Source organism: Rothia sp. L_38 (genome assembly GCF_050689125.1).
GTDB lineage: Bacteria > Actinomycetota > Actinomycetes > Actinomycetales > Micrococcaceae > Rothia.
On record NZ_JBOEQD010000004.1, the window covers coordinates 60,542 to 86,009 of the forward strand.

25 protein-coding genes are annotated in these 25,468 nt (G+C 60.2%); 21 read left to right on the forward strand and 4 right to left on the reverse strand.

Annotated elements, in window-relative coordinates; genetic code table 11:
* Positions 1 to 3 precede the first annotated feature (3 nt).
* Positions 4 to 1,068, forward strand: a complete 1,065-nt coding sequence (locus ACRCJM_RS03940; protein WP_431463886.1) for an L-threonylcarbamoyladenylate synthase — start codon at positions 4 to 6, stop codon at positions 1,066 to 1,068.
* On the opposite strand, the gene ACRCJM_RS03945 is transcribed toward ACRCJM_RS03940, so the two are convergent.
* Positions 1,065 to 2,138, reverse strand: coding sequence for an NAD-dependent epimerase/dehydratase family protein (locus ACRCJM_RS03945; protein ID WP_431463887.1), 1,074 nt, complete (start codon positions 2,136 to 2,138; stop codon positions 1,065 to 1,067). The genes ACRCJM_RS03940 and ACRCJM_RS03945 overlap by 4 nt on opposite strands.
* Before the next feature lie 252 nt (positions 2,139 to 2,390).
* Here ACRCJM_RS03945 and ACRCJM_RS03950 point away from each other — a divergent pair, with 252 nt between their 5' ends.
* The 13 genes from ACRCJM_RS03950 (at position 2,391) to ACRCJM_RS04010 (ending at position 15,023) form a co-directional block, all read left to right on the forward strand.
* Positions 2,391 to 4,241: a glycosyltransferase gene (locus ACRCJM_RS03950; protein ID WP_431463982.1), complete on the forward strand. Its 1,851-nt coding sequence runs from the start codon at positions 2,391 to 2,393 to the stop codon at positions 4,239 to 4,241.
* On the forward strand, positions 4,234 to 6,096 hold the full coding sequence (locus ACRCJM_RS03955) for a polysaccharide biosynthesis protein (RefSeq protein WP_431463888.1): 1,863 nt from the start codon (positions 4,234 to 4,236) through the stop codon (positions 6,094 to 6,096). The genes ACRCJM_RS03950 and ACRCJM_RS03955 overlap by 8 nt, the downstream gene beginning before the upstream one ends.
* Positions 6,096 to 7,124 (forward strand): MraY family glycosyltransferase, encoded by a 1,029-nt coding sequence (locus tag ACRCJM_RS03960; RefSeq protein ID WP_431463889.1) that lies wholly within the window; start codon positions 6,096 to 6,098, stop codon positions 7,122 to 7,124. Before ACRCJM_RS03955 ends, ACRCJM_RS03960 begins: the two co-directional genes overlap by 1 nt.
* Positions 7,114 to 7,536, forward strand: coding sequence for a hypothetical protein (locus ACRCJM_RS03965; protein WP_237185864.1), 423 nt, complete (start codon positions 7,114 to 7,116; stop codon positions 7,534 to 7,536). Before ACRCJM_RS03960 ends, ACRCJM_RS03965 begins: the two co-directional genes overlap by 11 nt.
* A 24-nt stretch (positions 7,537 to 7,560) precedes the next feature.
* Entirely contained in the window at positions 7,561 to 7,815 is a 255-nt protein-coding gene (locus ACRCJM_RS03970; protein WP_185174458.1) for a hypothetical protein, read from the forward strand.
* A 99-nt stretch (positions 7,816 to 7,914) separates the two neighbouring features.
* Complete coding sequence (atpB, locus tag ACRCJM_RS03975) at positions 7,915 to 8,718, forward strand: F0F1 ATP synthase subunit A (protein WP_237209107.1); 804 nt, start codon at positions 7,915 to 7,917, stop codon at positions 8,716 to 8,718.
* A 136-nt stretch (positions 8,719 to 8,854) separates the two neighbouring features.
* The gene (atpE, locus tag ACRCJM_RS03980) at positions 8,855 to 9,064 is read left to right on the forward strand and encodes an ATP synthase F0 subunit C (RefSeq protein WP_135011536.1); all 210 of its coding nucleotides are present in this window, start codon (positions 8,855 to 8,857) and stop codon (positions 9,062 to 9,064) included.
* 51 nt (positions 9,065 to 9,115) lie between these two features.
* Entirely contained in the window at positions 9,116 to 9,661 is a 546-nt protein-coding gene (locus ACRCJM_RS03985) for a F0F1 ATP synthase subunit B (protein ID WP_135011537.1), read from the forward strand.
* Positions 9,661 to 10,473 (forward strand): F0F1 ATP synthase subunit delta, encoded by an 813-nt coding sequence (locus ACRCJM_RS03990; RefSeq protein ID WP_237204523.1) that lies wholly within the window; start codon positions 9,661 to 9,663, stop codon positions 10,471 to 10,473. The genes ACRCJM_RS03985 and ACRCJM_RS03990 overlap by 1 nt, the downstream gene beginning before the upstream one ends.
* Positions 10,474 to 10,629: 156 nt before the next feature.
* The gene (gene atpA / locus ACRCJM_RS03995; RefSeq protein ID WP_237185867.1) at positions 10,630 to 12,255 is read left to right on the forward strand and encodes a F0F1 ATP synthase subunit alpha; all 1,626 of its coding nucleotides are present in this window, start codon (positions 10,630 to 10,632) and stop codon (positions 12,253 to 12,255) included.
* 79 nt (positions 12,256 to 12,334) lie between these two features.
* On the forward strand, positions 12,335 to 13,255 hold the full coding sequence (locus tag ACRCJM_RS04000) for a F0F1 ATP synthase subunit gamma (RefSeq protein ID WP_431463890.1): 921 nt from the start codon (positions 12,335 to 12,337) through the stop codon (positions 13,253 to 13,255).
* Positions 13,256 to 13,299: 44 nt separating this feature from the next.
* Entirely contained in the window at positions 13,300 to 14,763 is a 1,464-nt protein-coding gene (atpD, locus tag ACRCJM_RS04005; RefSeq protein ID WP_185174462.1) for a F0F1 ATP synthase subunit beta, read from the forward strand.
* Positions 14,764 to 14,765: 2 nt separating this feature from the next.
* The gene (locus ACRCJM_RS04010; RefSeq protein WP_135011542.1) at positions 14,766 to 15,023 is read left to right on the forward strand and encodes a F0F1 ATP synthase subunit epsilon; all 258 of its coding nucleotides are present in this window, start codon (positions 14,766 to 14,768) and stop codon (positions 15,021 to 15,023) included.
* A 74-nt stretch (positions 15,024 to 15,097) separates the two neighbouring features.
* On the opposite strand, the gene nucS is transcribed toward ACRCJM_RS04010, so the two are convergent.
* A complete protein-coding gene (gene nucS / locus ACRCJM_RS04015) occupies positions 15,098 to 15,814 on the reverse strand; it encodes an endonuclease NucS (RefSeq protein WP_237185871.1) in 717 nt (238 codons plus the stop codon).
* Between the two features lie 57 nt (positions 15,815 to 15,871).
* Between nucS and ACRCJM_RS04020 the strand changes: the two genes are divergently transcribed.
* Positions 15,872 to 16,213, forward strand: a complete 342-nt coding sequence (locus ACRCJM_RS04020; protein ID WP_283490676.1) for an ATP/GTP-binding protein — start codon at positions 15,872 to 15,874, stop codon at positions 16,211 to 16,213.
* A 110-nt stretch (positions 16,214 to 16,323) separates the two neighbouring features.
* Here ACRCJM_RS04020 and ACRCJM_RS04025 read toward each other — a convergent pair whose 3' ends face one another.
* Positions 16,324 to 17,646 carry an AI-2E family transporter gene (locus tag ACRCJM_RS04025; protein ID WP_431463891.1) on the reverse strand — a complete coding sequence of 441 codons (1,323 nt, stop codon included), beginning with the start codon at positions 17,644 to 17,646 and terminating at the stop codon, positions 16,324 to 16,326.
* A gap of 148 nt (positions 17,647 to 17,794) precedes the next feature.
* Here ACRCJM_RS04025 and ACRCJM_RS04030 point away from each other — a divergent pair, with 148 nt between their 5' ends.
* The 6 genes from ACRCJM_RS04030 to ACRCJM_RS04055 all read left to right on the forward strand — a co-directional run bounded on the left by ACRCJM_RS04030 (position 17,795) and on the right by ACRCJM_RS04055 (position 24,517).
* Entirely contained in the window at positions 17,795 to 18,712 is a 918-nt protein-coding gene (locus ACRCJM_RS04030; RefSeq protein ID WP_237185873.1) for a co-chaperone YbbN, read from the forward strand.
* 54 nt (positions 18,713 to 18,766) lie between these two features.
* Positions 18,767 to 19,657: an ABC transporter ATP-binding protein gene (locus tag ACRCJM_RS04035; protein WP_431463892.1), complete on the forward strand. Its 891-nt coding sequence runs from the start codon at positions 18,767 to 18,769 to the stop codon at positions 19,655 to 19,657.
* Positions 19,639 to 21,258 (forward strand): hypothetical protein, encoded by a 1,620-nt coding sequence (locus ACRCJM_RS04040; protein ID WP_431463893.1) that lies wholly within the window; start codon positions 19,639 to 19,641, stop codon positions 21,256 to 21,258. Before ACRCJM_RS04035 ends, ACRCJM_RS04040 begins: the two co-directional genes overlap by 19 nt.
* A gap of 140 nt (positions 21,259 to 21,398) precedes the next feature.
* On the forward strand, positions 21,399 to 21,689 hold the full coding sequence (locus tag ACRCJM_RS04045; protein ID WP_135013381.1) for a DUF3039 domain-containing protein: 291 nt from the start codon (positions 21,399 to 21,401) through the stop codon (positions 21,687 to 21,689).
* A 41-nt stretch (positions 21,690 to 21,730) separates the two neighbouring features.
* Entirely contained in the window at positions 21,731 to 22,615 is an 885-nt protein-coding gene (locus ACRCJM_RS04050) for a hypothetical protein (protein WP_431463894.1), read from the forward strand.
* Positions 22,616 to 22,729: 114 nt separating this feature from the next.
* Complete coding sequence (locus tag ACRCJM_RS04055; RefSeq protein ID WP_431463895.1) at positions 22,730 to 24,517, forward strand: DEAD/DEAH box helicase; 1,788 nt, start codon at positions 22,730 to 22,732, stop codon at positions 24,515 to 24,517.
* Between the two features lie 310 nt (positions 24,518 to 24,827).
* On the opposite strand, the gene ACRCJM_RS04060 is transcribed toward ACRCJM_RS04055, so the two are convergent.
* The gene (locus tag ACRCJM_RS04060; RefSeq protein ID WP_431463896.1) at positions 24,828 to 25,454 is read right to left on the reverse strand and encodes an isochorismatase family protein; all 627 of its coding nucleotides are present in this window, start codon (positions 25,452 to 25,454) and stop codon (positions 24,828 to 24,830) included.
* Between the last annotated feature and the right edge of the window lie 14 nt (positions 25,455 to 25,468).

Sequence of the window (25,468 nt, forward strand, 5' to 3'; positions counted from 1 at the left end):
AGCGTGAAAGCAACCATTGTTAGTGCAACCGACCCTGAGACCCTGGGCGACGCCATCGCGACCGCCAACTCAGCAATCGGCGCAGCCAAGACCATCGTGATTCCTACCGACACCGTGTACGGTATCGCCACCGACGCCTTCTCCGTTGAGGGCGTTGGGAACCTGCTTGCCGCTAAGGGCCGTACCCGGCAGATGCCCCCGCCGGTACTCATTTACGACCAGTCTGTGCTGCCGGGTTTGGCCGACGAAATTTCCGAGGACGCCCGCGCCCTGGCTACCGAGTTCTGGCCCGGTGCTCTCACCCTGATTTTCTATTCTCAGCCCTCCCTGAACTGGGACCTGGGCGAGACCCAGGGCACCGTTGCCCTGCGCGTGCCTAACGACCCTGTAGCTATTGAGCTTCTGAAAAACCTGGGCCCTCTGGCTGTTTCTTCAGCCAATAAGACCGGGCGCCCGGCAGCTACAACCGCCCAGGAAGCCATGGCCCAGCTGGGCGATGACGTAGCCGTTATCTTTGACGGTGGACCCCGCCCCGAGAACCGTCCTGAGGGCTTTGAAGCCAAGGATGCCCTGCCCTCCACCATCGTGGACTGCACCTCTGACCGTCTGGTTGTTGTGCGTGAGGGCGCAATTTCAGTAGAGCGCCTGCGCGAGGTCGTGCCCGGTGTGCTAACCCGCGCCGAATTTGAGGCCCAGGAGAAGGCCCGCCGCGAAGCCGAGTCAGCTCTGGTAGCAAGCTCAGAGGCAATGGAAGATACCGAGTTTTCTCCCCGCCATGTGGATGAGCCTGAGACAGAAGAGGTTGAGGCTACCTCCCGCCAGGCCGCCGCTCCTGTAGCTGGTTCGCTCGCTGCGGGTCTGGTAGGCGGTGCTAGCGGTACCGCAGCCGTTGACCAGCGCCGTACCGCCAGCGCTCATGCTCCCGAGGCCCGCGTGGTACAAGACAACACCAAGCCCTACTCGGTGGCCGATGCCCGTTCGCTGGTGTTCGGCACCCAGAAAGAAGCCCCCACCGAACCGCTGACCGAAGCGGATGGCGAGGGCAAAGAAGGCACTCCTACCGTCTAGTTTTCAAACTTGCGGTCCTGCCTGGTGCCCAGTGCGCTGTGGGCGGTGCGAAGCACCTCGCTCACCCGTGCTTGGGGCACCAGGCCATTTTTTTGAGCCCACGAATCGTCAATATCCTGACCGAACCACATCACCTCAACCCGGCGGACGGGCCCGGTCAGGCGGTCCCCCAGGAGCTCAGAGACCCTGTAGCCGGTGGCGACCAGAGCCCGGCAGAGGGGGGCCGGTAGGTGTAGGGGGCGGCGGCGTCCTGCGTCAATAAGGACGGACTCGGTGGTTGCCCCTTCCCAGGGCTGCATTACGATGGCGGGCAGAGGGCCGGTGAAACTGGCTACCCGGTAGACGAATTCTGCCAGGGCGTAGTTGGAGGAGACCGGGGTGCGCCGCGGGGTGCGCCCTGCGACGGACGCCAGCGGGGAGGACGCAATTTTTGCGAAAGCCTCGGTGGTTCGGCGTCCGCGGCCCTGCACACTCGTAGCCCGGATAATGCAGATATCAACCGCGTGATCCCCGGCTACAGCGACGGGGGAGTGAGAAGGAGCCGCCGGGAATTCCGACGCTTCAGAGCCGGGAGCCTGCCCCTGAGCAGCTGTTTCTTCGATAAAAGCCCGCAGGGCCAGAAGCACCTCTTCGCCCAGGGCCTTCGAGAAAGAGTAGGCAGAGAACGGCTGGGGTTCTGCCTCTGCACTGAGAACAGGGACCGGCCCAAGCACAGCAGCAGAGCTCAGGTGGATTACCCTGCTGACGCCGGTGCGCTGGGCAGCAATTGCAATGACCGCAGACAACAGGGCATTAGCGCCTAGCAGGGGAGCTAGGTCTTCCTGGTCAGGGGCAGCCAGGCCCGAAGCGTTGATGACAACCTCGCACCCGGCAAAAGATTCAGCGAGAGTATCAATAATGCCGTCTAGCTGCCGGGCTTCGCGAATGAGCTGGTTGGCTTCGGCTGTGCGCGTGAGCAGGCGGGGAGCCTCAACCGCATCGACCTGGACGCCTTCGGCAGCTAGCCGGGCTACAATCGATGAACCCACAAACCCGCTTGCCCCAATTACTTTCCATGTGGCCTGAGCCATGCCTTTACTCCGTCCGTACGGTGGTTACCGGTGGGCCGTCTGTGCCCCTACCCCCTAGGGTGACATAGGCCGGAGCAAAAAACACGTAGGGCAGGCCACAAAGGGCTAAGGTTTGGGCTTCTGGCCGCCTGCGCTGGGATAATCCACAGGTGAGTTCGCTAAACTTAGATAGAGTTGCGTGCTTTGTGCCCTGAAATTGGGGTAAGCACGCCTTTGCAGGTGGCCTCACCCCACGAAAGGACCTGTTTGCCCATGGTATCTGCCCCGACACCCCAGGTGCGCCCCCAGGAGCGCATTGTTGCTGTAGTGGTGACCTATAACCGCCGTGAGCTGCTTGAACAGACCCTAGCCGGGATAGAGGCGGGGGAGCTGACTCCCGATACGGTCATCATCGTCAATAATGCTTCTACCGACGGTACCGAAGAGTACCTGGGCAGCTATCGGAGTTCACTGGCTACCGACATAGTGCACCTGCCGCAGAACGTGGGCGGCGCAGGCGGCTTCACCGTGGGCATTGACCGGGCCCTGAATCGGCATGCGGCAGACCTGGTCTGGGTCATGGATGACGACACGGAACCTACCGAAAATACCCTCTCTGAGGCCTACCGGGCTTGGGCTGACTATTCCCCGGTGCGGGCAGAGCGCCCGGCCGTCGTGGCCTCTAAGGTGGTGTGGACCAACGGCCAGGACCACCCCATGAACACCATGCGTACCATGTTCGCCGCGGGCCCTGACCGTACCGCGCGGGCAGCCGCTGTGGGTGCCCGCCCTATCCGCTCGGCGTCCTTTGTGTCAATCCTGATGGACGCTGCCGCCATGCGAGCCACCGACCTGCCCCTGGCAGACTTCTTTATCTGGAACGACGACTTCGAATACACCACCCGCCTGATTCACCACAGCAACGGTATTGCTACCGAGCGGTCGGTAGCCCGCCACCACACCAAGACCTTTGGCACCACAGACGCCAAACCCGGCCCCCGCTTCTACAACGATGTACGCAATAAGCTCTGGGTTTTTTGTGCCCGTCGCACCCTAACCCCGCTGGAAAAGCTGCTCTACGGCGGCTCAACAGCTCGCCTGTGGGTTAGCACCCTGCTGCGCACCGATGAGAAGAAGACCTACACCGGCTACTTCCTCAAGGGGCTTCAGGACGCCGCCGCCGGCTATCGCTCCAACAGCGAGGTGCTGGACGGCGTCTACCAGCTTGAAACCCCCCAGCTGGCCCAGCGTATCAAAGCAAACTACGGGAGCGACCCCAAGTTCTCTGTCTTGATGAGCGTTTATGCCGGGGATCAGCCCGAGCACCTGCGCCTGGCCCTAGCCTCGAATACCGAGGGCCAAACCCTGCGCCCCAACCAGCTGGTACTGGTGCAGGATGGCCCCGTGAGCGCTGAGCTTTCTCAGGTTATTGCTGATTTTGAAGAGCAGAGCTCCCTGCCGGTGACCGTGGTGCGCCTTGCCGAGAACCACGGGCTAGCTGCCGCTCTGCACGAGGGGCTCACCTACTGCGACTACGATATTGTGGCCCGGGCAGACTCAGACGATGTTTCTGCTCCTGACCGTTTTGCCCAGCAGGTTCCCCTGCTTGCCGCGGGCCAGTACGACGTGCTGGGTAGCGCCATGTACGAATTTACGGACGACCCCGCCCGCCCCGAGGCCGAACGGAAGGCCGTGACCGGGGCGAGAGCTATCCGAGAGATGCTTCCGAAGCGCAATCCCATGCTGCACCCCACCGTGGTCTTCCGCAAGAGCGCTGTAGAGGCTGTTGGCAGTTACATTGAGGTTCCGGGAGCCGAAGACTACTGGCTTTGGGCCCGCATGAGTCGAGCTGGGTTCGTCCTGGGCAACCTGAGCCAGCCCCTGGTAAGCTACCGGGTTGCTACAGCTTATACCCGACGCGGTGGGCTAGAAGCCCTGCGCAAGGACCTCCAGGTCCAGCGCAGGCTCTATACCGGGGGAGTGCTGAGCCCCGTCCGCTTCGCCCAGAACCTAGCCATACGCGGTGTCTACCGCCTAGCACCAGAAGAACTGCGCACCCGGGCCTTTAGGGCCATGACCGGCCGAACCCCGCAGGGGAAGAAAGAGAAGGGCAGCAATGTCTAAAGAACCGTCCCCGCAGACCACCTCTATCCCCATTCTGACCTCGAGCACCGTGCGGAAAACCTGGTGGAAGTACGTGCAGATGGGGCTAGACTCCCTAGCCTGGCTGATAGCCCTACCCGCTGCCTTTGTTTTGCGCTACGGCATGGATCTGAGCCAGATCGATGCAGGCGGGCTCACCATGGTTGCCCTGGTGATGGTCGCCCTGCAAATCGGTGGTGGCCTGATGATGGGTCTCTACCGCGGAGTCCACAGCTACGGCACCCTGCAAGAGGGCAGCAAGCTCTACCCCCTGATATTAGCTAACACCATCATTATGCAGATACTGCTGATGGTATCGTCCCGAGCCTTTGGGGTACCCCGCTCTGTGGTGCTGATTGCCTTCCCCATCGCTGTTTTGCTGATGATGGGCTTCCGCTATAGCAAGCGAATCTATGAGGAAAAGACCAACCGCCCCAGCGGTAAAGATGTGCAGCGGGTGATTGTTTACGGTGCAGGTTTTCTGGGCCGCAACCTGGTGTCAACCTTGATGACCGACCCTAAGGCCAAGTACCTGCCGGTAGCGATTGTTGACGATGACCGGTCGGTGCGGAACGCCCGAATTCACTCGGTCAAGGTAGAGGGAACCAGCGCTGATTTAGCTACTCTGGTGAAAGATCACCAGGCCGAGAAGGTGCTCATTGCTATTGGTGAGGAGATTCCCGAACGACGCCTGGTCCGCATCGCCCAGAGCATGAAAGAGATGGGTGTAGAAACCATACGCATCAACTCTGCCGTTCCCGATATTGGCCATGGTCGCCGACGCAGTGAAGAGAATAATGAGCGTGAGCTTCTTGAGAAGATTCGCGGCACAATTGACTACAAGATTGACCATGACCTCATTCGTAGCTATGTGCAGGGTCGACGCGTGCTCGTGACCGGTGCTGGCGGGTCGATTGGTTCTGAGCTCTGCCGCCAGATTAGTGCCTACCAGCCGGCGGAGCTTATGATGCTCGACCGCGACGAGTCCCTACTCATGGATACCCGGTATTCTCTGACCGGCCTATCAAGCCTGGACGACCCCAGCGTGATTCTGGCGGACGTGCGGGATGCTGAGGCATTAGAGGCGGTCTTTGCTGAACGTCAGCCTGAGGTTGTATTTCACGCTGCCGCTCTTAAGCACGTCTCTGCCCTTGAGGCTTACCCCAAGGAAGCCTACAAAACCAATACTCTGGGTACCGCTAACGTACTAAAGGCTTCAGCTCAGGTTGATGTTCAGGTTTTTGTCAATATCTCGACCGACAAGGCTGCTGACCCCACTACAGCCCTGGGGCAGTCCAAGCGCAGCGCGGAAATGCTGACGAGCTGGTATGGCGAGCAGACCGGGCGTACCTATGTCTCGGTGCGCTTCGGCAACGTTTTTGGCTCTCGAGGTTCTATCAAGCCCCTCTTTACCAAACAGATTCTGGACGGCGGCCCCCTGACCGTGACCGATCGGAACGCCACCCGCTACTTCATGCTGATTCCAGACGCCTGCCTGCTGGTCATGCTGGCCGGGGCAATCGGACGCAGCGGCGAGGTGATGGTACTCGATATGGGCGAGCCGGTTAAGATTCTCAAGGTGGCGGAGCATATGCGCAGCCTCTATGAGCGCTTCGACGTGGCTATCGAGGTTATTGGCCTGCGTGCGGGCGAAAAGCGCGACGAGGTACTTTTCGGCCAGGACGAGGTACACGAGCGTAGCGAAGAGAACGAAAATATCATGAGGGCTCAAGCTCCCAGGCTTGACCCAGCTGACCTTGACTACGCCCGCTGGCTTGAAAACTACCGTAGCCACCGCGGATACGACCGCACCGAGCACCGGGGGCAGGAGGCCTAATGACTACCTCAGAACTTCTGGCTCTGCTTCTGGTGCCCACCGTTGTCGGCCTGGTCGCTGGTCTGCTCTTACCCTTCGCCGTGCGTCCGCTCCTGCACCGCTGGAACCTGGTCGACATCCCCACCGCACGGTCTTCCCACAGCTCCCCGGTATTCCGAGGCATGGGGCTAGCAACCGCACTTGCAGCGGTGCTGGCCTACCTGGTTGCCCTCATCGACGGACAGATTTTTACTGATCGGTCTATTGCCCTCTTCGTGCTCTTTGGCATGGTGGCATCGGGTGCTCTGGGCTGGATGGAGGACTACCGAGGGGTCTCTATCAAGGTTCGCTTTGCGGCCCAGCTGCTCATCGGCGCTATCGTCACTCTGGGAATGACCCTGATGCTGGGGACCTCCATCTTCTGGGTTCCCCTAGGGGTCTTTGCGATCGCCGCATACATCAACGTGGTGAACTTTATGGACGGCATTAACGGCATCTCGGGCCTTCACGGTTTTGCTGTGGGCGGGGCTTACGCTTACGCGGGGTGGGTCAATCAAATGCCCTGGTTGCTTGCCGGGGGAGCGGCCGTGGCTGCGGCCTGCCTGGCCTTCCTACCCTGGAACGTGCGCACCGGTAAAAATGTGTTTTTGGGGGACGCTGGTTCCTACTTCCTGGGGGGAGCTATCGCTTCTATGGCGGTGGGTGCTTTCCTTTCGGGGGTTTATGTTGAGTACATCCTTGCCCCTCTACTGGTTTACCTAACAGATACCGGAACCACGCTACTGCGCCGAATCGTGCGGGGTGAGCAGTGGTACAAACCCCACCGCACTCATGCCTATCAGCGCCTGACGGATGTCGGTTTCAGCCACTTGGGCAGTGCAACCCTTGTGACACTCACTACTTTTGTGGTGACTGCTGTGACCGTGCTGGCTTTACCCTTCGAGACCCAGAACGCTGTTTGGTCTGCCCTGTTAGTTGTGCTTATCTTGGCCCTTTACATCTTTTTGCCGACCTTGCTCGGGAAGGTGCGTCAGAAAAATGGGGCCTAAGCCGCTGGGCATCAACGAGATGCCCTGGTTAAAAATCTTCCGGTCGGTCTCACTGGCTTTGGCTATCTTGGCCCTAGTCGGTACGATAGTTGGTGTACTTATCGCAGGTAAACCGGCTGCGGGTGGGTTCCTTACGGGGCTTACCCTGGTTTATCTCAGTTTCGCGGTCGGAATCATGGTTGTGATACCGGCTGAGAAGAAGTCGATGAAAGCGGCGGCAGCGGCTCTAGCGGCCATGTATCCGTTCAAGATTATGGTTTTCACCGGCCTCTTAGTGTTCGCCCCTATACCGCAGGATTTTCGTAACGGCTGGCTTCTCACCGGAGCCGTCCTGGCACTGGTGGCCCAGCTTGTCATTGAAACGAAAATTATCTCGAAACAGAGAATCCTCTATTTCGATTCGGTAGGATGAAACTAGGCAAAGGAGCATACACCCGTGGGCAACACCGACGATAAGTGGTACAAGCAAGATAAGCAGTTACGCTCTGCTGGCGACCTGGTTGCCGGTGGCGGAACAGCCGGGGCCTTTATGACACTTCTGTACGTCATGATAGGCATTGGTATCTGGAGTTTGGTAGGCTATGGTCTGGACCACTTACTAGGTACAACCTGGATTGCTTGGGTAGGCGGATTCGTTGGCGCCTTTGGTGGTATCTACCTGGTATTTATCCACATGCAGCAGCGTAAATAAGACCAACTGAAACCGGTTGGCACACACATACTTTTGATTCTTTAAACCTCTGAGGTTGCTGGAGCCAGCGGCCAACACGAAGCAATGAAAGGACTTGCCTTGATTTCAAACGGGCTAGTTGTCGCAGCGGGAGAGCAGCAGGGCTACGTTCCGCCCACTATCGATGATATGCACCTGCCTGCCATCTTCACGATCGGTGATTTTGAGTTCAGCAAGCAGATGCTTCTGGTCATCCTGTCGGTGGTCATCGTTGCTGGCTTCTTCCTCTTCGCTGCCCGCAAGCGTGCCATGGTTCCCTCACGCACCCAGTTCGTGGGCGAAATGGGGTACGGCCTGGTCCGTAACAGCCTGGGCAAGGAACTGATTGGCGCCCACCACTACAAGCCTTTCGTTCCCCTGCTCTTCACCGCCTTCTTCTTCATCCTGGTCAACAACCTCTACGGTTCAATTCCCGTCGTCCAGCTGCCCACCATGTCTCACGTAGGTTCTGCCTACGCCCTGGCAGGTATCGCCTACCTGACCTGGGTTGGTGTTGGTATCAAGCGCAAGGGTCTGGGGAAGTTCTTCAAGGACATGACCATGCCCTCCGGCGTTCCTTGGCCTGTTTACATCATCTTGATTCCGATTGAGTTCATGTCAAACATGCTCATCCGCCCCGCAACCCACGCCCTGCGTCTCTTCGCTACCATGTTCGGTGGCCACCTGGCGATTATGGTTGCAGCATCCCTTACCCAGTACCTGATTGTTGAAGCAGGCGGCATCGCTGCTATCGCCTCGGTCGGTTCAGGCGCCCTGGGTCTCTTCCTCTACTTCCTGGAACTCATGATTCAGGTTATCCAGGCCTACGTCTTCACCCTGCTCCTTGCGGTCTACCTGCAGGGCTCGGTCTCAGAAGGCCACTAAAAATATAGGTTTTCTCCGTCGGGTACACCGGCGGACGAGAAAAGCAACCCGCTTTAGCGGGGAGTGTCCACATCAAAACTCTGCCCCTTACACAACACACAAACCGCAAGGGGCACTGTGAAAGGAAACAAACATCATGGAACTCACCGGTTCACTTACCGCAGTTGGTTACGGTCTGTCAGCTATCGGCGGTGGCATCGGCGTAGGTCTGATCTTCGCAGCCTACATGACCTCTGTTGCCCGTCAGCCCGAGTCACAGCGCACCCTGCAGCCCATGCTCTTCCTGGGCTTCGCACTGGTTGAAGCACTGGCAGTTCTCGGCCTGGTTCTTGCGTTTATCAAGTAATTTTTGGCCCCGCCGAAAGATTGACCAAACTATAGAACAGGAAAACCCCCTATGTCTCACTTAATGGCAGCAGCAGAGGGCGCGAACCCTCTGATCCCCAATGTCTGGGAAATCGCCATTACCGCCATCGGGTTCCTGCTCCTCCTCTTCATCGTCACCAAGTACGTTGTCCCGGCATTCGAAAAGATTTACCAGGACCGTAAAGAAGCAATTGAGGGTGGTCTAGCCAAGGCTGAAAAGGCTCAGGCAGAGGCCGCGGCAGCACGCGAAGAGTACGGCCAGCAGCTCGAAAGCGCTCGTCTGGAAGCTCAGAAGATTCGCGAAGAAGCACGCGCCGAAGGCGACGCCATCGTGGCAGAAGCTAAGGAGCGCGCAAACGCTGAGGCCGCTCGCATCACCGAAAACGCCCAGAAGACCATCGAGGCAGAACGTGCAGCTGCCGCAGCATCACTTCGTACCGAAGTTGGCGCTCTGGCAACCTCACTGGCTGGCAAGATTGTGGGCGAATCCCTCAACGATGATGAGCGATCCGCACGTGTAGTCGATCGTTTTCTTGCTGACCTTGACGCGCAGCAGCAGGCAGGTGCAGCCCGCTAATGTCAGCAGTATCGACTGAATCACTGAACAAGGTGGAACAGGTTCTGGTGGCCCAGCCTACCGATAACCCGACCCACCTCGCAGAAGAGCTCTTCGCTGTTGTCGACGCTATCGACAGCAATGGCGGGTTCCGGCGAGGTCTAACCGATCCTTCCCGCGAAGCAGCGCAGCGAGCAGGCATCGCCCGCTCCGTTCTGGGCGGCAAGATTTCCGACGCCGCTCTGGCTATCGTTTCTGCAGCAGCAGAAGCCCGCTGGAGTGAAGAACGCGATCTGGCTGATGCCCTCGAAACAACCGCTGTTACCTCAGTAGCGCTTTCTGCTGAACAGCGCGGAGGTATCGATGCACTGGAGCAGACCGTCAACGAACTGCTGACCTTCATCAACACCGTTGATGCCTCAGCAGAAGCACAGGCTGCTCTTGCCGATACCAGGGCAAGCAAGGAAGCACTCAAGAAGCTGGCTGTCAGCCTCGGTGGCCGTGTAGCCACCGCTGAAGGCAAGCTTCTGCTAGAACGAGTTGCCACTGCGGCCCGCGGAACCACCGCAGCCCGTCTGGCTAACGAGTTCGTAGAAATCATCGTCAAGCGTCAAAACCGTTGGATCGCACGAGTTACCTCAGCAACCGCGCTGACTGCAGAGCAGATTGCAAAGCTGCAGGGGTCACTCAACAAGACCTACGGCAAGGAGCTGAAGCTCGACATCACCGTAGACCCCGCACTTCTGGGCGGTCTACGCGTGCAGGTAGGGGACGAAGTCATCGATGGCTCGCTGTCCACCCGACTGTCAGAACTCAGCCGCGCTTTCGCATAGGCGATTTACACAGTCGAGACCTCGACGGTGATTTAGAAGATACACAGACGACATCGGGCAAGCCTAAAGGCCCAGCCTGAGCACGTCACACAAGTTTCGGTGGGCCTGCCGCCAGTCGGCAGGCACACCAACAAATTAGGAGAGCAGGGACATAAGATGGCCGATTTGACCATCAACGCCGATGATGTCCGTAACGCGCTGAATGAATTCGCAGCGTCTTACGAACCCGGCAATGCAGAGCGCGTAGAGGTGGGTCGTGTTGCATCAGCATCCGACGGCATCGCACGCGTTGAGGGCCTTCCCTCAGTAATGGCTAACGAGCTGCTTCGCTTCGAAGACGGCACCCTTGGCCTGGCACAGAACCTCGACACTCGTGACATCGGTGTCATCATCCTCGGTGACTTCACCGGCATTGAAGAAGGCCAGGAAGTTCACCGTACCGGCGAGGTTCTCTCAGTACCCGTAGGCGACGCCTACCTGGGCCGCGTAGTTGACCCCCTGGGTAACCCCATCGACGACCTGGGCGACATTGAAGCCGAAGGCCGCCGCGCCCTCGAACTTCAGGCTCCCGGCGTTACCCAGCGTAAGTCAGTTCACGAGCCCCTCCAGACCGGTCTCAAGGCAATCGACGCCATGATTCCGATTGGCCGCGGCCAGCGTCAGCTGATCATTGGTGACCGCCAGACCGGTAAGACCGCTATCGCCGTTGACACCATCCTGAACCAGAAGGACAACTGGGCAACCGGTGACCCCAACAAGCAGGTTCGCTGTGTCTACGTTGCTATCGGTCAGAAGGCATCAACCATCGCAGCAGTACGCGAAACCCTCAAGCAGCAGGGCGCACTGGAATACACCACCATCGTGGCTTCCCCCGCATCTGACGCAGCAGGCTTCAAGTACCTGGCTCCCTACACCGGTAGCGCCATTGGCCAGCACTGGATGTACGGTGGCAAGCACGTCCTCATCATCTTCGATGACCTCTCAAAGCAGGCAGAAGCCTACCGCGCGGTATCGCTGCTGCTGCGTCGTCCTCCGGGCCGCGAAGCATACCCCGGTGACGTCTTCTACCTCCACTCCCGCCTGCTCGAGCGCTGTGCAAAGCTCTCCGACGAGCTGGGTGCAGGTTCAATGACCGGCTTCCCGATCATTGAAACCAAGGCAAACGACGTTTCAGCCTTCATCCCCACCAACGTCATCTCCATCACCGACGGCCAGATCTTCCTGCAGTCAGACCTCTTCAACGCTAACCAGCGCCCTGCGGTCGACGTAGGTATCTCCGTCTCCCGTGTTGGTGGTGCAGCACAGACCAAGGCGATGAAGAAGGTCTCCGGTACCCTCAAGCTCGACCTTGCTCAGTACCGCGCCATGGAAGCCTTCGCAATGTTCGCTTCCGACCTGGACGAAGCCTCAAAGGCCCAGCTGACCCGCGGTGCTCGCCTCACCGAGCTGCTGCGTCAGCCCCAGTACACCCCCTACGCAGTTGAGGACCAGGTTGTTTCAATCTGGGCAGGCACCAACGGCTACCTCGATGACCTCGAAGTTTCAGACGTTCTGCGTTTCGAATCAGAGTTCCTCGACCACCTGCGCCGCTCCACCTCAGTACTGCAGGACATCGCAGCATCAGGCAAGCTCGAAGACGAAACCGTAGCAGCTCTCAAGACTGCCATCGTTGACTTCAAGCAGGGCTTCCGCTCAGAAGGCACCAGCCACCTCGTTGAGGCCGGTCACGAAGAGCACCAGCCCCTGTCAGACAGCGAAGTATCACAGGAAACCATCGGTTAGCGATTTTCCTAGCAGGTGAGACGCCCCTCCAACAGAACCTGGGGGAGGGGCCCTCACCCTAGGAGTGAAAGGAATCTCTATGGGAGCCCAGATTAGGGTTTACCGCCAAAAGATTACTTCAACATCGTCTATGAAGAAGATCTTCAAGGCGATGGAGATGATCGCAACCTCACGCATTAACAAGGCACGTAAGAGCGCAGAGGCCGCTAGCCCCTACGCAAATGCGCTGACCAAGGCCGTCACTGCCATCGCGACCCAGCACCACATTGAGCACCCCCTGCTTAACGCACGCTCAAAGGCAAAGACCGGTCGCTCTGCAGTTCTCGTCCTCACCAGCGACCGCGGCCTTGCGGGTTCATACTCCTCATCCGTCCTCAAAAAAACCGAGGGTCTTATTGAGAAGCTCCGCGGTGAGGGACGTGAAGTCAAGCTCTACCTCATCGGTCGCAAGGCAAAGTCCTACTTTGACTTCCGCGAACGCGAATACGAGCAGGCATGGGAAGGCAACACCGACAACCCCAACGTCGAGATGGCCGTTGCAGCACGCGACGCCATCCTGGCAGCCTACGAAAACGGTGACGTCGATGACCTCCACATCATCTACACCGAATTCGTCTCCATGGTCAGCCAGGAAACCCGCGTCCTGCGCCTGCTCCCCATCGAGGTAGCAGACGCACGCGAACTCGGTGAAGAAATCCTGCCCGGCGAACGTCTCGAAGACGACCAGTTCCAGCAGAACTCAGTCTTTGAATTCGAGCCCAGCCCCAAGGAAGTTCTCGACGAGTTGCTACCCCGCTACATCGCCTCCCGCATCTATGCGTGCCTGCTAGAAGCAGCGGCCTCCGAACTGGCGTCCCGCCAGCGCGCGATGAAGTCCGCAGGTGATAACGCTGACGAGCTCATCAAGAAGTACACCCGCCTGATGAACAACGCTCGCCAGGCAGAAATTACTCAGGAGCTCAGCGAAATTGTTGGCGGCGCCGACGCACTCGCCTCCTAATCCACCAGACAACTTTCCACTCTCTACATAGGTAAGTGAGAACAATGACTGCCACTCTGAACGAATCGGCTACCGCGCCGGCTCAGGGCGCAACCGGTCGCATTGCTCGCGTTATCGGCCCTGTCGTTGACGTTGAGTTCCCTGCCGGCCAGGTACCTGACATCTACAACGCGCTGACCGCTGATCTGACCCTCAACGGCACCACCCGTAAGATCACCTTCGAGACTGCCCAGCACCTCGGTGATTCACTGGTACGCGCAATCTCCCTGCAGCAGACCGACGGCCTCGTCCGCGGCCAGGCTGTAGTTGACACCGGCGCTCCCATCTCCGTCCCCGTAGGCGACGGCGTCAAGGGCCACATCTTCAACGTCCTCGGTGACGCCCTCGACGTCTCCAACGACGAAATCAAGGCCGACACCTACTGGCCCATCCACCGCGCAGCCCCCGGCTTCGCAGACCTCGAAGGTTCGACCGAGATGCTGGAAACCGGCATCAAGTCCATCGACCTTCTGACCCCCTACATCAAGGGCGGTAAGATCGGTCTCTTCGGTGGTGCAGGCGTTGGTAAGACCGTTCTGATCCAGGAAATGATTACCCGCGTTGCCCGCAACTTCGGTGGTACCTCAGTATTCACCGGCGTCGGTGAGCGTACCCGTGAAGGTAACGACCTCTGGGTTGAAATGGAAGAAGCTGGCGTTCTGAAGGACACCGCTCTCGTGTTCGGCCAGATGGACGAACCGCCGGGAACCCGTCTGCGCGTTGCTCTGACCGGCCTGACCATGGCGGAATACTTCCGTGACGTTCAGAACCAGGACGTTCTGCTCTTCATCGACAACATCTTCCGCTTCACCCAGGCAGGTTCTGAGGTTTCAACCCTGCTCGGCCGCATGCCGTCCGCTGTGGGCTACCAGCCTAACCTGGCCGACGAAATGGGTCTGCTGCAGGAGCGTATTACCTCAACCCGTGGTCACTCCATCACCTCCATGCAGGCGATTTACGTTCCTGCGGACGACTACACCGACCCCGCACCTGCAACCACCTTCGCCCACCTGGACGCAACCACCGAGCTCTCCCGTGAGATCGCTTCACGTGGTCTGTACCCCGCGATTGATCCCCTGTCCTCCACCTCCCGAATCCTGGACCCCCAGTACATCGGTCAGGAGCACTACGACACCGCAATCCAGGTCAAGGCTATCCTGCAGGAAAACAAGGAACTTCAGGACATCATCGCCATCCTCGGTGTTGACGAACTCTCTGAAGAGCAGAAGGTCGTTGTTTCACGTGCCCGCCGCATCGAGCAGTTCCTCTCACAGAACACCTACACTGCAAAGCAGTTCACCGGTGTCGAGGGTTCAACCGTGCCGATTAAGGACACCATCGAATCCTTCCAGATGATCTGCCGCGGTGATGTTGACCACATCCCCGAGCAGGCCTTCTACAACATCGGTGGTATGGACGACGTCATGCGCCGTTACGAGGAAATCAAGGCACAGTCTGGAGCCAAGTAATCATGGCACTGAAAGTTGAAGTCGTTTCCCGTGAACGAGTCGTGTGGGTTGGCGAAGCCAAGTACGTGCGCGCACGCACCGTCGATGGCGACCTGGGTATCATGCCAGGTCACATCCCCACCATGGCCCTTCTCGCTGAAGACGGTGAGCTTCTGATCGAGGCAACCAGCGGTGAGAAGAAGACCACCCGCCTGCACGAAGGTTTCTTGACCGTCTCTAACGATCGAGTCACCATCGCAGCTAAGCACGCACAGATCTAACTAGATTTCTGTGATGAAAGGACGCCGCCCTTCCCCAGAGATGGGGGAGGGCGGCGTCCTTGTTTTTTCTTGTCTTAGAAGAGGCGGGATTCTACGTCATCTACTCCGCGCATTGCATCGTAGTCGAGAGCAACGCAGCGGATGCCGCGGTCTTCTGCCAGCGTGCGGGCCTGGGGCTTGATGCGCTGGGCAGCAAAGACACCCTGAACCGGTGCTAGCAGGGGGTCACGGTTGAGGAGCTCTAGGTAGCGGGTGAGCTGTTCTACGCCGTCGATATCACCCACACGCTTGAGCTCGACTGCCACAGAGACGCCCCCGGCGTCCTTGGCCAAAATATCCACCGGGCCGATTGCCGTGGGGTACTCGCGGCGCACCAGGCGGTAGCCCGCACCAAGAAGCTCAATCTGTTCAGCCAACAGGCGCTGTAAGTCGGCCTCAACGCCGTCCTTAATAAGGCCCGGGTCAATACCCAGGTCGTGGCTGAGTTCCCCGTGGGTGCCGAAGACACGAATGACTAGCTTGTCGTCGCTCTTGGCGGCCTGCACGGTCCACAGCTCGCTCACATCGGGGTCAAGATCCTCGGCTACCGAGGTGCCCTCGAACTCTTCGCGAGGGGAAATATGCAGACGGCAGGGCGGGCTCATCCAGTTCAGGGGCTTGTAGGAGCCGCCGTCGGAGTGAATCAGCACCGAGCCGTCATTCTTGATCATGAGCAGGCGGGTAGCACGGGGTAGATGGGCATTGAGACGGCCCATGTAGTCTACGGAACAATCAGCTATAACTAAACGCACCGTACCACTCTAACAGGTGGCTTGGGCGGGCACACCGGTGCATGAAAGAATGGGGGAATGCCTCGTCGTTCTTCATCTAAGCCCCGCCGCCCCAACTCTAACTCCGGGGCCGCCCCCAGCAAGTGGCAGAAAGCCCGCCCCGCTGGGCGCGATATTTCCCGTATCCTTGACCCTGCCCCGCGAGTGGAGCGGGCCCAAGACGGGGACTGGTATGTGCAGTACATCCCTTCTATCAATGCTCTGAAAACCTATAAGTGCCCCGAATGTGAACGGCCTATCCAGCCCGGGGTAGCGCACCTGGTGGTCTGGCAGCAGGACCACATGTTTGGTGCCCAGCGGGCTATCGAGGAACGCCGCCACTGGCACGAGCGGTGCTGGGCAACCCGTAGATTCTGGTAGAACCCGGCGGGTTGCACCAGACCTAGGGCGCGTGAGAAGCGCAGAAAAACCCGGTAGCGGCGACTGCACAAAGGCAGGGTGCTACCGGGTTAAGGAAAGCAGATGGTTCGTTAGAGCTGGTCCTGGCGGGGTACGAGTACCTCGTTGACCAGAATCAGCAGGGAGGCTGCGACGGGAATGGCGATGAGGGCACCGAGAACACCCCAGAGGGAGCCACCGGCAACCACCGCGATAATAGCTACAGCACCGGGCACGGCCACTGCCCTGCTCATGATGCGGGGGGAGATGAAGTAGGCCTCAATCTGCAGGTAAATCAGGTAGGGGATAAGGAAGAAGAGGGCGGTCTGCCAGCTGTCGATGAGTGAGACAACCGAGACCAGGACGGCGGCACTGACGCCACCGACCAGGGGAATGAAGGCCAGGAGCAGGACGAAGAGCATGAGCAGCTGGGCGAAGGGAACGCCCACGATCAGCATGATGATGGCGGCACAGGTGGCGTTGCAAATCGCCACGAGAGCCTGGCCCATGACGTACTGGCCAACAGAGCTGGTGATTTTTTCGGTGAGGTAGCCGACGCGTTCACGCTTGGAGGCAGGAGCCAGGCGGATGAACCAGGCCTTAATAGTGGGTAGGGAGGCGAGCACGTAGATGGAGAGGAAGAGCACGATAATCGTGCCGGTGGTGATTTCCGCCAGGGTGGAGCCCGCGTTCATGAGGGAGTTCATAAAGCCGCTCACCACAGAGGTGTCTGAGGTGACCTGTTCAAAGAACTTCTCTACCTCGGCATCTACCGCTGAGCGGATGTGGTAACGCTCATCGAGACCTGAGAAAAGATCTGAGTTGAGGAAGTTCTCAAACTGCTGGGGGAAGCCGGTGATGAAGGAAACTGCCTGGCGGGCGATGATGGGTACTATCCAGAAGATGAGGGCGGCAGCTACCGCAACGAAGAAGAGGAAGACGACGGTGACGCCTGCCCCGCGCGGGAGGCCCCACTGTTCGAGTTTGCGTACAGCCGGGTCTAGCCCCAGACCGATGAACACTGCGCCGGTCAGCCAACCGGCTAGGGCGCCAATGTTGAGCACGAAGTACATGCCCATCCAGGCCAGGCCCACACCGACGGCCAGCATGAAACCAAAGTAGATTGGGTTGCTGATGTAGCGTCCCTTGCCGGGGGCGAGGGCGTGGGTTTCTGGGGGAGCGGGGGCGGCGCCGTCCTTATTCTCTTTGAGGTGGGCCGGTTCTTCGGGCACCTGGAGGCGGTGGCGGGGCCGGGCACCCGGTATAGCAGGTAGCGCGAACTTGTTGTTCTGTGACTGCCTGGTGCCGCTTTCTTCGGTGTTGGCCGGGGAATCTGGTTGCGCGGACGCCTGTGCGCGGCTGGTGCGGGCGGTCAGAGACCGCAGGAGTCGGGAGAGAGAAAAAGATGAGGGCATGCTGGCTACTCGGGTAGTGGTGTAGTTACTGTGTTCAACCTTATCGTGATTCTGCCCTGGGCTAGAACTAGGGCAGGGGTGCCCGCTCACCGGCTGAGCTTTGGCACCATAGAGTGTAGAGATATTTGTCGTTGTGAAAGGAAGGCCAATGGCCGGGATTGACGATCAGAACCTACCCGCTTCGGTACGAAACGCCCTGGATCTGGGGGCTACGGGTTCGGCAGGTTCCAGCGCTGAGCCTGCTGAGGAGAGCGCCGCAGCCAGCTGGCGACTGGACGTAACCGATGTGGCCCAGTTCCAGCAGCTGGTGCAGGAGTCCAACCGGGGTGCTGTGATTTTTGCCCTGTGGGCGCCTCACTCACCGGCGTCGGTCCAGATGCTGGAGCAGGTCGAGGCCCTGGTGAACTCTGCCGGCGGCAATCTGCTGCTGGCTGCCGTTGATATCACCAAGACCCCCGAGATCGGGCAGGCCTTCCAGATTCAGGGTGTGCCTGCGGCCGTGGCTGTGCTTGCTGGCCGCCCGGCCCCGCTCTTCAACGGTCCCGTTGAGCCCCAGGCTTTGACCGAGGTGCTGGGCCAGGTGTTGCAGCTCGCCGCCCAGCAGGGTCTGCCCGGTGGGTTCGAACCGGTACTGTCGGAGGCTGAGAAGCCCCTGCCGCCCCTGCACCGGGAAGCTATCGAGGCTCTGGACCGTGGTGATTATCAGGGAGCTGAAGCCGCCTACACCCGCGCGCTCAACGAGAACCCGGGGGATACGGACGCTAAAATCGGCCTGGCTCAGGTTCACCTGCTCCACCGCGTCTCTACTCTGAACCTGGCAGAAGAACGCCAAAAAGCTGCCGCCGACGCTACCGATGTGCAGGCCCAGCTCAACGTTGCTGACCTAGATGTAGCTGGCGGGCATGTGGAAGACGCCTTCAACCGTCTTATCGCCCTCTTCAAGGCCGTGGATGCGGAGACTAAAACCACGGTGCGCGAACGCCTGCTGGAACTGTTCGAGGTCGTAGGCTCAGCCGACCCTCGCGTCACAAAGGCCCGCTCAGCCCTGATGATGGCTCTTTTTTAAGGAATCACCCTAACGGGGGAGGGAAAGGCCCGTGATGCTAGCTACAGTGGAGATATGGCACACGAGAACCTTCCCCCGCAGAATGAACCTTACGACCAAACCCACAACCGGCCTGTAGAGGCACCCAGCAGCGGCTTGACTGAGCCAGTTTCAGCGCCGGTAGAAGCTGAAGTGGCAGAAGCCAGCAGGGGCAACGCAGCCCTGGAGATCACCAACCTGGTGAAGGTCTTTGGCCAACAGGCTGCGGTAGACGGAGTCAACCTCACCGTGCCCCGAGGCTCCTTCTACGGGCTGGTAGGGCGTAACGGCGCAGGTAAGACCACCACCCTCTCCATGGCAACGGGTCTGCTCAAGCCCACCGCCGGGCAGGTTCTGGTGGGCGGTCTGGACGTCTGGGCCAACCCCCTAGATGCTAAACGCCGGGTGGGTGTGCTGCCTGACGGCGTCCGCCTCTTTGACAAGCTCACCGGCGAGCAGCTCCTTACCTACGCTGGCCGCCTGCACGGGCTCGATAAGGCAACCGTGGCCGAGCGAACCCGTGACCTTCTCATTGCCATGGACTTGACCGGGGCAGCTGGCCGCCAGGTCTCCGACTACTCAGCCGGTATGACCAAGAAAATTGCCCTGGCCTGCGCCATGATTCACGCCCCCTCCCTGCTGGTGCTCGATGAGCCCTTCGAGGCAGTCGACCCGGTCTCTGCCTCCAACATTCAGGATATTCTCAAGGCCTATGTGGCCGGTGGTGGAACCGTCATCATCTCCTCCCACGTGATGGACCTGGTCCAGCGCCTCTGCGACCACGTGGCCATCATGAACGCTGGCCGCATTCTGGCCTCTGGCACCGTGGAGCAGGTGCGCGGCGGCGTAACCCTAGAAGAGCGGTTTGTTGAGCTGGTGGGCGGACGCGTTGTATCGGAGGGAATCTCATGGTTGCAGTCCTCCTAAAACTCAAGCTTGACCATTTCTTGGCGATTTTCCGTAAGGGCAATGTCTGGTCCATTGTGGGCCTGGTCTTTGGCTTGCTCTACGGGCTCGGTGCCCTGACAGCTGTAGCCGGTCTAGGGTTCACCCTGCAGAACCAGGCAGACTCCCTGCTGATTCTGGGGGTGGGCGGTGCCCTGCTGACCCTGGCCTGGTGGCTCATTCCCCTGGTCGCGGCAGGAGCTGACCCCACCCTTGACCCGGAGCGCCTGGCACCTTACCCCATCACCGTCCGCCAGCTGATGGCCGGTCAGGCCATCGGGGCGCTCATAGGCCTGCCCGGTGTGCTGACGGTACTTGCCACGCTGGCTCTCATTACTTCCAACTTTTACTCGCTGGCGGCTACCCTGGCTTTCATCCCGGCAGGTTTATTGGGGCTTGCTCTTGCCATTCTGGGCGGACGCCTGACCGCAGTGGCCTCAATCCCCGTCCGCTCGCGACGCTCGGTGAGCAACGTCCTGACCATCGTGGCTTTTACCGCCCTAGTGTTTGCCGGGCCCCTGATGCTGGCGACTATCACGGGCATTACCAGCAACACCGACCAGCTCCGGCAGATTCTCAGCTACCTGCAATGGACTCCTGTAGCCTCAGCCTGGGCTATCGCCCCGCAGGTTGGGGCAGGCCGCTTTGGCCTGGCAACAGTTCTTGCCGCGCTCACCCTGGTCTACTGTGCCCTCACCTGGGTCATCTGGCAGTTCTTTGCGGCTAAGACCATGGCCAGCGTGGGGGATTCCATCGGAGTGCAGGAGAAAGGGAAAACCGTGGCTCAGGGTAACCTGGGGCTTCTGGGGCGCTTCCCCGCCACCGTCCGCGGTGCTATCGCCGCCCGTACCCTGAACATGATGCTGAAAGACTCCCGCGCTAACCTCAACGTGCTCATGATGCCGCTCATGTATATCTTGATGATCATACTTTCAGGTTCATTCACCTTCGCCCTCAACGGGGAGGCAGAGACTGCGGCCAACCCTATGCCTCTGATCGCGGTGGCCGCCTTCATACCGGCTATGGCAGGCTGCTCCCAGACCAATCTGGCCTCCTTTGAAGGGTCAGCCTTCTCCCTGCACGCTATCTCACCCCTGCGCGGTATAGATGACAGACTGGGGCGGGCCTACGGCATGATGCTGCTCTACCTGCCCATGATTGTGGTGGGCACCCTGGCTTTCGCCTTCCTGACCGGTCACGCCACCTGGGCCCTGCCCCTGCTGGTGAGCGCTCTGGGAACCTACTACATCGCTAACGGCATGGCCAACTACCTGGACACCACCTTCAATGCACCGGTAGTACCGCCGGGAACCAGCCCCTGGAAGACCCCGGAACAGCCCGATGGTATGGCCAAGACCATGGCACGTGGCTTCCTGCTCTTCATCCCCATGGCTCTCTCACTGCCGACCCTCATCGGTATGGCTGCTACCGACATTGTCGGTAGTATGGTCTGGTTCTGGCTGGGGGCTATCGTCACCGCCCTGATCGGGGTAGCGGCCTTCTTCCTGGGGGTCCGTGCCGGAGCCAAAAACTACGAACGGCACACGGCAGATATCTACCAGCGCGTAGCCCGCTACAGCTAAACCATCTCTCGGCCTGCTAGAAGCAGGCAACCCATCACCGGCGTCCGCCCCCTGCTCTATAGCAAGGGGTGGGCGCCGTCTTGACGGGGGCACTACACTGGTAGTCAAGACCACGTGCCTTGAGATAAAGGAGACCCGGCATGTCATCGATTCCCGGCATCGAAGACCCCTTCCCCGAAACTGCCCACTCCGGCGGCACCGCCCTGCTGGAACGCGAAGAAGTACAGAATGTCGAACCCGGCGACCACGAACGCTTCGCCCACTACGTGCGCAAAGAAAAAATCATGGAGTCCGCCCTCACCGGCAAGCCCGTGCGCGCCCTCTGCGGCAAAAAGTGGACCCCCGGCCGCGACCCCGAAAAGTTCCCCGTCTGCCCCGAATGCAAGGAAATCTACGAGGGCCTTGCACCCGGCGACAACGACGAAAACTAACACACCATCACGCGCTCAGAACCACCTCTAAGGAAACACACATGACCTCACCCCAAACCTCGCGCCGTACCCTGGCCACAGCCGGCCTCTGGGCGGCGCCCGTCGTCGCGTCCTCAGCCCTTGTGCCTGCCTACGCCGCCAGCACCAGCGTCATTACCCCTACTCTGACTGTACGCTGGGGGCTCTTCTCCCAGGTCGCTATCGAGGACGCCAGCGCCGGCTACAACACTAACGTCGGCGTAGCCTCAATATTCGGCGGTACCAGCAATTCCACCGGTGACGTGCAGTTTGACGACTCCACCGGCCTCATTACGGACGGCGCAACCGGCCTGGTTGCCAACGGTGAGGGCACCTTCACCCCCGGCGGTAGCCTGGGCGGCTTCAACTCCGGCACCTACGGCGGCACCGGCCTCTGGTTCTCCAGCCCCGAAGACACCACCGGAGCACCCGTAGCGGGCACCGCCGTCCTCGCCGCGGGAGCCTCCTTCCGCCTGGACTACGTGGTTACCTTCCCCGACGGCTGGGACCCCTTCCCCATCGACAGCGCGCGTGACGGCGAAACCCGCCACCTGGTCAAGCAGAGCGGCGGCAGCGCCGTAACCGCCACCGGCGTCAACAGCGCAGAGATGACCGCAACCTACGGAGCGCAGACAACCAACGGCCAGCAGCAGACCGTGAGCGTCACCTACACCACCAACGAGACCATCACCCTCACCTCCGACGGCTCAAGCACCTCAACCCTGGCCCAGCTACTTCTCAGCCAGGCCCCGGTCTACTACGGGGACAACCCCGAAGCCGACTTTGAAGTCGTCCTCACCGTAGTCTCGGGCGCCATCGTTATCAACGCCACCGACGGCCGAACTGAAACCATCAACCTCGCCGGCCAAACCCTGAGCAACCTGCTACCCGCCCTGCCGGTAGCCTAGTCAACCAGACTCATCGAGAGATGACTCATAGCCCCATTCGCTCCCGAATGGGGCTAAACTTTTGTGGTGCCCAAAAACCTTGAGGGCAGCCACAGAGGGAAGGGAAGATATGAGATGAACGACAGCCAGCTACCACTCTTCGGCGAAGGCTCCAACCCGCCCCTGCCCCCGGCCTACCCCGACCGCGCCGCCTGGGGAACCGCCCCCAAGCTCCGCGCCTGGCAGGCCGAAGCCATGACCAAGTACTTTACAGAGAACCCCCGCGACTTCATGGCCGTGGCAACCCCCGGCGCAGGTAAAACTACCTTCGCCCTCACCGTCGCCAAAGAACTCTTCAACCGCGGCACCATCAACCGCATGACCGTGGTCGCCCCCACTGACCATCTCAAACGCCAGTGGGCTGACGCCGCAGCCCGCGTCGGCATCTCCATCGACCCCAACTTCAAAAACTCAGACGGTACCATGGGCCGCGGCTACCAGGGCGTCGCCCTCACCTACGCCCAGGTCGCCAACAAGCCCATGCTGCACCGGGCCCGCACCGAAAACGGCCGCACCCTGGTCATCATGGACGAAATCCACCACGCCGGTGACTCCCTCTCCTGGGGCGACGGCCTGCGCGAAGCCTTCGAACCGGCCACCCGCCGCCTAGCCCTCACCGGTACCCCCTTCCGCTCCGACACCGCAGCCATCCCCTTCGTCCAATACGAAGAGGACGCCGACGGCATCCGCCGCTCCAAATCCGACTACTCCTACGGCTACGGCCCCGCCCTCAAAGACCACGTCGTGCGCCCCGTCATCTTCATGGCCTACTCCGGCCAGATGCGCTGGCGCACCTCCGCCGGCGAAGAAATGGCCGCCAACCTGGGGGAGGGCTTCACCAAGGACGTCACCGCCCAAGCCTGGCGCACCGCACTCAACCCCGACGGCGAATGGATCCCCACCGTACTCGCCGCCGCCGACAAACGCCTGACCGAAGTACGCCGCACCGTCCCCGACGCCGGCGGCCTCGTCATCGCCACCGACCACGCTGACGCCCGCGCCTACGCCAAACAGCTCCAAAAAATTACCGGCGAAAAACCCGCCCTCATTCTCTCCGACGATAAAGAAGCCTCCAACAACATCGAAGAGTTCTCAGCTGGTATGGCCCGCTGGATGGTCGCCGTACGCATGGTATCCGAAGGCGTGGACGTCCCCCGCCTAGCCGTCGGCGTCTACGCCACCTCAACCTCCACCCCCCTCTTCTTCGCCCAGGCCATCGGCCGCTTCGTGCGCTCGCGCAAACGCGGCGAAACCGCCTCGGTCTTCCTACCCTCCGTACCCCAGCTCATGATGCTGGCCAACGAAATGGAAACCGAACGCGACCACGCCCTCGACCGCAAGGGCGCAAATGATGAAGTAGTAGACCCCCTCAACGAAGGCCTAGACGACCACCTCATCGAAGAAGCCAACAAAGAAGAAGTCGCCAGCGACCAGCTCACCCGCGGCAAATTCGAAGCCATCGGCTCCCAGGCATCCTTCCACGGCGTCCTCTTCGACGGCGCCGAATTCGCCTCCGGCGGTCTTGAAATCGGTTCCGACGAAGAACAAGACTTCCTCGGCATCCCCGGCCTACTCGACGCCGACCAGGTAGGCACCCTGCTCCGCGCCCGCCAAAAAGACCACGCCTCCCGCCGACCGGCGTCCGCCGCCCCCCAGGTCGTCGACCACCGCCAGCTCAAAGACCTACGCAACAAGCTGGCTAAAAATGTTGCCGCCTGGGCAGCCCGCACCGGCAAACCCCACGGCTCTATCCACAACGAACTACGCCGAATCTGCGGCGGGCCCGCCGTCGCCCAGGCCTCAGCAGAACAACTCCAGGCCCGCCTGGACAAGCTGCAGGACTGGTTCGTGGGGCGTAAGTAGGTACTCTTGCCTAGGGCCGATGGTTGTGGTGCCAGCAGGCACCCTTAAACGCCAGCCCCGAGCCAGCCTGCTGGCACCACAACCACCGGCCCCCGTAGAGTAAGCCCCGAGCCAGCCTGCTAGCACCACAACCACCAGTCGCCGTAGACCCAGCCCCGAGCCAGCCTGCTGGCACCACAACCACCGGCCCCCGTAGAGCAAGCCCCGAGCCAGCCTGCTAGCATCACAACCATCAGTCGCCGTAGACCCCAGCCCCGAGCCAGCCTGCTAGTACCACAAGCACAGCCACTAGAACATCAAATTTCCTGGGCTACAGCACCTCGGCGACCGTCACCCCGGCGTCCTCAAGCTCATCGCTCACCTCATCGAGGGCGTCCTCATCAACCGGAGCCGTCAAATCAAGCAGCACACGGGTCTCATAGCCAGCATCTACCGCATCCAGCGCAGTAGCCTTCACACAAAAATCGGTGGCAATGCCCACCACATCAACATCGGTAATATCGCGCTCAGCCAGCCAGTCATCCAGCGACACCTTGGGGGTATCGTCCTGAGCCGGGGCACCGGCCTCGCGCTCGCCGGTCATCACAGAATCCTCGGGAGCCAGCAGCCCCTCAAAGCCCGAGTAAGCGGCCTCAAACTCGCCCTTACGGAAGTAGGCCTCGATGTAGTCGGTATCGAGATCCTCGTGCAGCTCGGCACCCTGGCTCTCGGCCTTGCAGTGCACCGGCCAGGAGTCCTTGAAATCGGGGTTCTCAGAAAAATGGGTGCCGGGGTCAACGTGCCAGTCCTGGGTGGCAACAATCGCCTCGTAGTCGCTGTGGTGGTTCTCTACATACTCGCTAATGAGGGCAGCAACCTCTGCGCCACGCTCGGTAGCGAGCGAGCCGCCCTGGCAAAAGTCGTTCTGAACATCAATAATAATGAGTGCTTTTGACATCGTGTGATCCTTCT